Here is an 8,550-nt window from a genome sequence, read left to right as displayed (position 1 = left end):
CACACTGTCAGGGCGACGAGGATGGGGTAGGCTTTCCAGAGCCCCATTCACGGAGAGTCTTCGGATGCAGGAACGCGTCACGCCCTTTCAGCTGTTCATCCTGGTGCTGTCGATCTATGTGATCGGCGCCATGGTGGTGGACCTTGTCTTTGTGTTGTCACCGCAGGTCCAGCGGTTGCTGGAATACATGGACTACGTGGTCTGCCTGTTCTTCTTCATCGATTTCTGCAAGCGCTTCGCCAGTGCCAAGAGCAAGCGTGAGTACATGAAGTGGGGCTGGATCGACCTGCTGGCCTGTATTCCGGCGGGGCTCTTCCAGGGCGCGAGGCTGTTTCGCGTGGTGCAGGTGTTGCGGGTGCTGCGCGCCATCAAGTCGATGGAAATGATCTGGAAGCTGCTGTTCCGCAACCGGGCCGAGGGGGTCTTCGCCTCGGCGGCCACCGCCACGGTGCTGCTGGTGGTGTTTGGCGCCCTGACCATGCTGATGGTGGAGACACCCAATCCCGACAGCCCCATCAATACCGCCGAGGAGGCGCTGTGGTGGGCGGTGGTGACGGTGACCACCGTCGGCTATGGCGACTACTATCCCATCACGACGCTCGGTCGCGTGGTGGCGGTGCTGCTGATGGTCGGGGGCGTGGGGCTGTTCGGGAGTTTCGCCGCCTATATCAGCTCGATCTTCATCGAGGATGACAGCGAGCAGGAGGCCCGGGCGGCGCGTGCTCAGCGCGACATGACGCGGGCGCTCTATCATCAGATCAGCGAGCTGACGACGGAGGTGCGCGAGCTGCGTGAGCGGCTGGATCAGGTCGCGCAGGAGCGGGGCGAGTCGCTGGCTGAGCGCGAACGCCACCGCGAGGCGCTGCATCGCCAGGTGAATGAGGAGATGGAACAGCGCCTGGGGGATGCCGCCCCGCCTGACAGGGAGGGCCCTGCCGGCGAACGTTGAACCGGCAGGCAGGCAACAAAAAGCCCCTGACACCGTGAGGTGTCAGGGGCTTTTTGCGGACTGTCATCAGGTCTCAGGCAAGCAGACACAGGCGCTGCGACTGCCGTGCATGACGCAGGCGATGATCAGTCGAAGTTGCGCGAGTAGAAGATCTCGAGCATTTCACGACGCAGACGGCCTTCGATGTTGGTGGCTTCCTCGAAGGTCAGCTCGCGACGCGAGGTGCCGAAGAGATAGTTGTCCAGTTCGAAGTCCTTGAGCAGCATCTTGGTGTGGAACATGTTCTCTTGATACACGTTCACATCGACCATCTGGTAGGCACGCTTGGTGTCTTCCGCCAGGTAATCCTGGATGGAGGTGATGTCGTGATCGATGAACAGCTTCTTGCCATCCACGTCGCGCGTGAAGCCACGCACGCGGTAGTCCATGGTCACGATATCGGAATCGAAGCTGTGGATCAGATAGTTCAGCGCCTTCAGCGGGCTGATCATGCCACAGGTCGAGACATCGATATCGAGACGGAAGGTGCTGATGCCGTTGTCCGGGTGGGACTCGGGATAGGTGTGCACCGTGACGTGAGACTTGTCCAGATGGCCGACGACCGTTTCCGGCAGCGGGCCCGGGCCCGGCGCGGTCTGGGACACGTCCTGCTCTTCCAGCTCGTGCTCGGCGATCAGGATGGTCACGCTGGCACCATGCGGCTCATAGTCCTGGCGTGCGATGTTCAGCACGTGGGCACCGATGATGTTGGTGACATCCTTGAGGATCTGGGTAAGACGCTCGGCATTGTAGAGCTCATCGATATAATCGATATACGCCGTGCGCTGCTCTTCGGTCTGCGCGTAGCAGATGTCGTAGATATTGAAGCTCAACGAACTGGTGAGGTTGTTGAACCCGTGAAGGCGGAGTTGATCGCTCACGTCCAGGCCTCCTTGAAATGGGAGGGTGGTATGACATCCGATGCGCCATTGCAATGGGGCAGAGGCAGGCATCGGGCCGAAGAGGACATCTCGAAAGGCCCGTCCCGAGCGCTGGCAGCATGACTCACAGGGAGCATTGCGTACCATCTTTGCCACGAGACGACCGGTGAGACGACCGGTTTGAGGGGCGTATTATGCACAGGCAGGGCTGACACGCCAGCGACAATTCCCGCCGATCCTGGCGAGACGTCGTCAGTGGTGCGCTCCCTCCCGCTGTCGGTGGGGCCTTGAGCGGCGGGAGGGCGAGGCGTGATCAGGCCGCGATGTCGATGACTTCGTAGGAGTGAGTGATCTCGACACCCCCGGCGCTCAGCATCAGGGAGGCGCTGCAGTACTTCTCGGCGGACAGCTCGACGGCACGCTTGACCTGGGATTCCTTGAGGTTGCGACCGGTGACCACGAACTTGACGTGAATCTTCGTGAACACGCTCGGCACGCTATCGGCGCGCTCGGCGCTCAGTTCGGCGTGACAGTCGGTGACCTGCTGGCGGGCCTTTTCCAGAATCTGGATGACATCGAAGCTGGTGCAGCCGCCCAGACCCATCAACAGCATTTCCATCGGACGCGGACCGGTGTTGCGACCGCCGTTGTCCGGATTGCCGTCCATGACCACGCTGTGGCCGCTGCCGGATTCGGCGAGGAACTGGCGACCATCGGTCCATTTGATGCTGGCGTTCATTGCCATGTCGGAACTTCTCCTTCTGATAAGTCGTTGATGCGCCACCGGCCCGGCGCTAGTGGCTATAAAGGCCAGGGGCTATAGGAATAAGGGCGCGGTGAGCACGATGGCGCACAGGGTAGCATTGTCATCGCCGTGCCCGGAGGAACGTCCAGCGCTGAGCTTATATCGCGCTGGCTCAGGCCCTGGCGTGGCTCAGCAGCTCATCCAGCTCGGCCAGACGCTGTGGGGTGCCGACATCGATCCAGGCGCCGCGATGATGCAGGCCGCGCACCTCGCCATGCTGCATGGCCTCACGCAGCAGCGGCGCCAGCTTGAAGACGCTGTCGGGGCCCTGATAGGCCGGTGTCTCGGCAATGGCGCGGCGGATCAGGCGTGGTGACAGCCACGACACGCCGGAGAAGGTCAGGTGGGTGCCGGCCTGCTCTTCCTGCTCGTCTTTCTCTTCCTTCTCGTCCTGTTCGTCGCTCTCGGCGCCGGCTTCATCCTTCACTATCCCCGTCGGGGTGAGCAGGAAGTCTCCCTCGGGATGATGTGGCGGGTTATCCACCAGCACCAGCCCCGCCAGCGCCTGCGGCTGGTCGGCAAGCGGGGCCAGTGAATGGCTCGCCAGCGCCTGGATGGTCAGCAGCGTGAGGTCGACGTCACACCAGACATCGCCATTGATCAGCAGGAAGGGCGTGTCATCGCCTGCGTCCTGCGTCAGCGCATCGGATAGTGACAGGGCGCGAGCGATGCCGCCGCCAGTTTCCAGCGGCGTCTCCTCGCGCGAGAAGATCAGCGTCAGGCGGCGCTTGCGGCCCTGCCAGCAAGCCTCGAGCTGGCCCTTGGCATTCGGCTTCGCGGCGAAGTGGCTCAGAATCCTGTCGGCCAGGTGGCCGACATTGATGACGACCTTGTCCACATCGATCGCTTCCAGACGCAGCAGATGGTGCTCCAGCAACGGCAGCCCGGCGACTTCCAGCAACGGCTTGGGGGTGTGGTCGGTCAGCGGGCGCATGCGCGTGCCGAAACCGGCCGCTAGAATCATCGCGCGCATCAGTGGCTCCCCGGCTGGTTATCGGCATTTGCTGCGCTTTCCTTGCTTTCCCCACTTTCCTTGCTTTCCCCACTTGCCGCAGCGCTCTTCGCGGTGTCAGCGGCGGCCGCATTGCGTTGCAGGCGGGCGGCGCGATCGGCGAGTGCCGCCAGCTCATCGTAATCATCGAGGTTGATCTCGGGGCGCTCGCCATTGGCGAGGCGCAGATCGCGCGCCTCGCATTCCTCGGCCAGCCGCAGCGACAGCGCCGGCGTCAGCACCTCATCCAGCCAGTGGGTGAAGGAGATCAGTTCCGGGCAGAAGGCCAGACCTTCGCGCAGGTGACCGAGGAAGCGCGGCATCAGCGTCAGGTAGCGAGGCTTGGCGTCCCGCAGTGTCAGGCGCGCGAAGATGCCGAGAATCTTGAGATTGCGCTGCACGCCCATGCGTTCGACGCTCTGGCGGTATTCCAGCGGGCTCGGTGCCGGCAGGCCGGCCGCGGCGTAGCGTGGCAAGGCGGCCAGACGCGCCTGCTCGATCCAGCGCGCCATGGCGGGTTCCGGCCAGCGCCAGTGACGGTCACGCAGCAGCGAGATCAGGTCGTAGTTCTCGGGGCCGCTGACGGCGTCTTGAAAATCGATGATCCACAGCCGGGTCTGGTGCTGGGATGCCGACTGATGCAGGAACAGGTTCTGGGCATGGAAGTCGCGATGCACGCTCACCACCGGTTGCGCGCTGGCGGCCGCGAGCAATTGCCCCGTCAGCTTGTTCCAGGCGGCGTAGCGGCGGTCATGCGGCATGTCGAGCAGCTGGCCGAGACACCACTCCGGAAACAGCTCCAGTTCGGCGGACAGGCGGGCGTCGTCATAGGCAGGCAGGTTGCCGGGCGGCAGTTGATGCAGCTGCTCGAGCAGCCCGATGGCTTCGCCATAGTAGTGGTCGGCGTGCTCGGTGCTGGTCAGGGCGGTCATCAGCGGGGTGTCGCCGAGGTCTTCCAGCTCCAGAAAGCCGAGTGCCTCGTCGAAGGCGAAGACCTCGGGAAGCGGCAGGCCGGCGTCGCGCCATTGGCGGGCGATGGCGACGAAGCCGTGGCTGTCTTCCTTCTCGGGCGGGGCGTCCATCAGGATGCGCGCCGGCGTGGCCGGATCGAGTTCCTCGAGGTGCAGACGGAAATAGCGGCGGAAGCTGGCGTCGTCAGCCACGGCGCTCATGCGCACGGCCTCTGGTGTGAGGTCGTGGCGGGCGGCGGCCCAGGCGTGCAGCGCCTGGCGGCGGGCGTCGGATGTCATGGGGCTTGGGCTCCTGTCGGCGTGTGCGCGGGGCCGGCTGTCAGTTGACGCCTGTGCCGCGGCCCCGCATGCTGTCGTGTGGTGACGAGAAGGCAGGCGGAACCGGCAAGCAGGAAGGCCGGTTGCTGGGCCTGTATAATACCGATTCCCCCAGCCAAGGACACAGAGCAGCCATGGCCCAGCGCAGCCATTCATCCCATCCGGGCAAGCCGACGACCGCTCCCGGGCGACGTCAGCGTCGCTTCGCGACTCCCTCTCTGTCTGCTCATTCCCGGCAGGCACCGATAGCCCGATTGGGCGATGACCGCCCGGTCTGGCAGCTCAAGCCACTGGTTTTCCGTCTGTTGTGGACCCTGGCGCCTCTGGCCGCCGGCGCCCCTCTGATGGCACAGGCCGCTCCGCCCGAGCCCCTGTCAGCCAGTCAGCTCGACTGGCAGCCCTATGATGAGGTGCCGCAGGGCAAGCTGTGCTCCGGGCGCTATGTCACGCCGGCCTACCGTATCGAGGCGGGCGACACGCCGGAGCAGGTCACGACCTCGGCCGACAAGGCCAACTACGGCAACGATGGCGTCGCCACCCTGATGGGGGAGGTGGTGCTGCGCCGCGGCGATTCCCAGCTGGAATCGCCCGAGGTCAGCGTCAACGAGGCGCGTGACACCGCCACTGCCAAGGGGCCTGTCACCTATCGCCAGCCCGGAGTCCTGCTGCGCGGCGACGACGCGCGGGTCTCGCTCAACAGCGATGCGGCCAGCGTCGACAACGGTCACTACGTCTTTCATGAGCAGCACGTGCGCGGCGACGCAGTGCAGCTGGCGCGTCTCGAGGATGGTCGCTACCGCCTGAAGGATGCCAGCTTCACCTCCTGTGAGCCGGGCAACAGCCTGTGGCGCCTGGTCGGCAGCGACATCACCATCGATCAGGACTCCGGCTGGGGAACGGCCAAGCATGCGCGCATGGAAATGGGCGGCGTGCCGGTCTTCTACTGGCCCTACGTGCGCTTCCCGGTCGATGACCGTCGCCACACGGGCCTGCTGTGGCCGCAGTTCAGCTACACCAGCTCCAGCGGCTTCGATTACGCCCAGCCGATCTACCTGAATCTGGCCCCCAATTACGATGCCACCCTCACGCCGCGTTACATCTCCGAGCGTGGCGAGATGCTGGAAGGCGAGTTCCGCTATCTATTGCCGCGTGGCGAGGAAGGCAGCATCGAGGGTGCCTGGCTCGCCGATGACGATGGCGGCAGCGACCCCGACGATGACGAGGAAGATCTGATCGGCGAGGACCGCTGGTACATCAACTACCAGCATGCTGGCCGCTATGATGCCCGTACCGACTACCAGTTGAAGTACGGCGCCGCCTCCGACGGCAATTATTTCGACGACTTCGGGCGCAATTTCGGGGAAACGGAAACCGATAGCCTCGAGCGTCTGGCACAGCTCGATTACCACGGCGATGTCTGGGACCTGCAGTTCAAGGCGCAGGGCTACCAGCGCATGGACTACCCGCTGGATAACGATGACAAGCCGTTCTACCGTCTGCCGAGCCTGACCGCGGATGGCCGCTGGAGTCAGTCCAACGGCTTCTACGAAGAGTGGAATTCCAACGCGACCTACTTCTGGCGTGATGTCGATGAGACGGATACCGACATCGACGAAGACCAGGCCGCCAATGGTTCGCGCCTGCGTCTGGCGCCGGCGCTGGGCTGGCGCAGCGATCAGAGCTGGAGCTTCATCGAGCCGCGCGCGCAGCTGGTCAGCCTGTCATACAGCCTGGACTACGGTGACCGCGAGACCGACCGCAGCACCAGCCCGTCCGCCACCATCCCGGTGCTGTCACTGGACAGCGGCCTGATCTTCGATCGCGAGACCGAATGGTTCGGCGACGGCTATACCCAGACACTGGAGCCGCGCCTCTATTACGCCTACGTGCCGGAGGTCGACCAGTCCGATCTGCCCGACTTCGACACCTCGGAAGACGCCTTCAGCTGGAATCAGCTGTGGTCTCCGTACCGCTTCAGCGGGGGTGACCGCGTCGGCGATACCAACAAGGTCTCCTACGGCGTGTCGTCACGCTTCATCAGCGATGAAAGCGGCCGTGAACGCCTCAAGCTGGGTGTCGGCCAGTCGAGCTACCTGTCGGACCGCAACATCGACATGGACGGTGATCCGGACAAGACCTCACGCTCCGACTTCGACAGCTACTCCGACTACTATCGTGCGACGCGTGACCGCTCGCCGGTGGTCTTCCAGGCCGATGTGGTGCTCAACGACCAGTGGACCGCCTCCCAGGCCGTGTTCCAGGATTTCGATCGTGGCGTGACCGAAAGTGCCCAGACCTCGCTGCGTTATCGCGCGGAACAAGGCACGGTACTGAACTTTGGCTTCAATCGTGAGATCGAAGGCTTCGTGCCTTACGACGATGAGGACGCGGATGACGTGCTGGGCTATACCCGCAACGAGTGGGATTTCTCCTTCGCGACGCCGATGAGCGAGAGCTGGTCGCTGCTGGGCCGCTACATGTATGACAGCACCAATTCCCGTTCACTGGAGAAGGTGTTGGGCGTGCAGTACAACGATTGCTGCTACGGCGTGCAGGTCACCTGGCGTGAATGGCAGGATGACAACGACACCGCCAACACCATCTCGGATGACGAAGAGAAGAATGGCATCTTCCTGACCTTTGAATTCAAGGGGTTGGGAGGCGTTGGCCAGAGTGCTGACAGCTACCTGGAACAGGCCGTACCGGGCTATCGCAACGCGGGCTTCTGAGTCGCCGCGCCAGGCCGTGAATGACGCCAAGGCGCCGCCGCAGGGTGGCGCCATCAACATTTTTACGCCGAGAGAACATGTGATGCGCAAGACCCTGATTGCCCCGCTGGGGCTGGCATTTGTGCTGGCGAGTCTGCCGGCCGGTGCCGCCGAGTTGCTCGACCGCGTGGTTGCCGTGGTCAACAAGGACGCCATCATGCAAAGCGACATGGAGCAGCGCGTCACCCAGGCGAGTCAGCAGTTGCAGAGCCGTGGCATCAACCTGCCGCCGCGCGACGTGCTGGAGCGTCAGGTTCTTGATCGTATGGTCAACGAGCAGATTCAGCTGCAGCTGGCGGAGCAGGCCAATCTCAGCATCGATGACACCCAGCTCAACGCCACCCTGCGCGGCATCGCCAAGGACAACGGCATGAGCCTGGAAGCCTTCGCGGACAAGCTCGAGCAGGACGGCATGTCACTGGCCCAGGTGCGCGATCAGGTGCGTCGTGAGCTGCTGGTGCAGCAGATCCAGCAGCGCAGCGTCGCCAGCCGGGTGCGGATCTCCGATCGTGAGATAGACCGCTATCTCAACCAGCAGAATGTCGGCAGCGACGTCCAGTACCATCTGGCCCACCTGCTGGTGGCACTGCCCCAGGAGCCGACGCCGGATCAGGTCAAGGCCGCGCGCGCCAAGGCCGACAGCCTGCGTCAGCAGATCGAGCAGGGCACCGATTTCGCCCAGCTGGCTGCCGCCGAATCCGCCGGCAGTCAGGCACTGAGCGGCGGTGATCTCGGCTGGCGTTCCGGCGGTGAGCTGCCGACGGTGTTCGCCGATGTCATTCCGAACATGCAGGCCGGTCAGGTCTCCGAGCCGCTGCGCAGTGCCAG

The 8,550-nt window shown here is 63.9% G+C and carries 7 protein-coding genes; 3 read left to right on the top strand and 4 right to left on the bottom strand.

Annotation, left to right across the window (positions count from 1 at the left end; genetic code table 11):
- The first annotated feature begins 64 nt into the window (after positions 1 to 64).
- Positions 65 to 949 (top strand): ion transporter, encoded by an 885-nt coding sequence (locus tag AC4FAH_RS06960; RefSeq protein ID WP_082388934.1) that lies wholly within the window; start codon positions 65 to 67, stop codon positions 947 to 949.
- A gap of 125 nt (positions 950 to 1,074) precedes the next feature.
- Here the strand turns inward: AC4FAH_RS06960 and speD are convergent, their stop codons facing one another.
- The 4 genes from speD to AC4FAH_RS06940 form a co-directional block, all read right to left on the bottom strand.
- Positions 1,075 to 1,869 carry an adenosylmethionine decarboxylase gene (gene speD / locus AC4FAH_RS06955; protein WP_043334620.1) on the bottom strand — a complete coding sequence of 265 codons (795 nt, stop codon included), beginning with the start codon at positions 1,867 to 1,869 and terminating at the stop codon, positions 1,075 to 1,077.
- A 313-nt stretch (positions 1,870 to 2,182) separates the two neighbouring features.
- On the bottom strand, positions 2,183 to 2,608 hold the full coding sequence (locus tag AC4FAH_RS06950; RefSeq protein ID WP_054557233.1) for an OsmC family protein: 426 nt from the start codon (positions 2,606 to 2,608) through the stop codon (positions 2,183 to 2,185).
- Between the two features lie 178 nt (positions 2,609 to 2,786).
- On the bottom strand, positions 2,787 to 3,647 hold the full coding sequence (locus AC4FAH_RS06945; protein WP_153636568.1) for a nucleotidyltransferase family protein: 861 nt from the start codon (positions 3,645 to 3,647) through the stop codon (positions 2,787 to 2,789).
- Positions 3,647 to 4,915: an aminoglycoside phosphotransferase family protein gene (locus AC4FAH_RS06940; RefSeq protein WP_153636567.1), complete on the bottom strand. Its 1,269-nt coding sequence runs from the start codon at positions 4,913 to 4,915 to the stop codon at positions 3,647 to 3,649. The genes AC4FAH_RS06945 and AC4FAH_RS06940 overlap by 1 nt, the downstream gene beginning before the upstream one ends.
- Positions 4,916 to 5,298: 383 nt before the next feature.
- On the opposite strand from AC4FAH_RS06940, the gene AC4FAH_RS06935 reads away from it, so the two are divergent.
- Positions 5,299 to 7,683, top strand: a complete 2,385-nt coding sequence (locus AC4FAH_RS06935) for an LPS-assembly protein LptD (protein WP_153636990.1) — start codon at positions 5,299 to 5,301, stop codon at positions 7,681 to 7,683.
- A gap of 82 nt (positions 7,684 to 7,765) precedes the next feature.
- Positions 7,766 to 8,550: peptidylprolyl isomerase (locus AC4FAH_RS06930; protein WP_490245806.1), on the top strand; the 785-nt coding region annotated here is incomplete at its 3' end.

The sequence above is a fragment of the Cobetia sp. genome, from assembly GCF_983723665.1.
The sequence above is the reverse complement of the archived record's forward strand: the minus strand, read 5'-3'. Positions and strand labels throughout refer to the sequence as shown.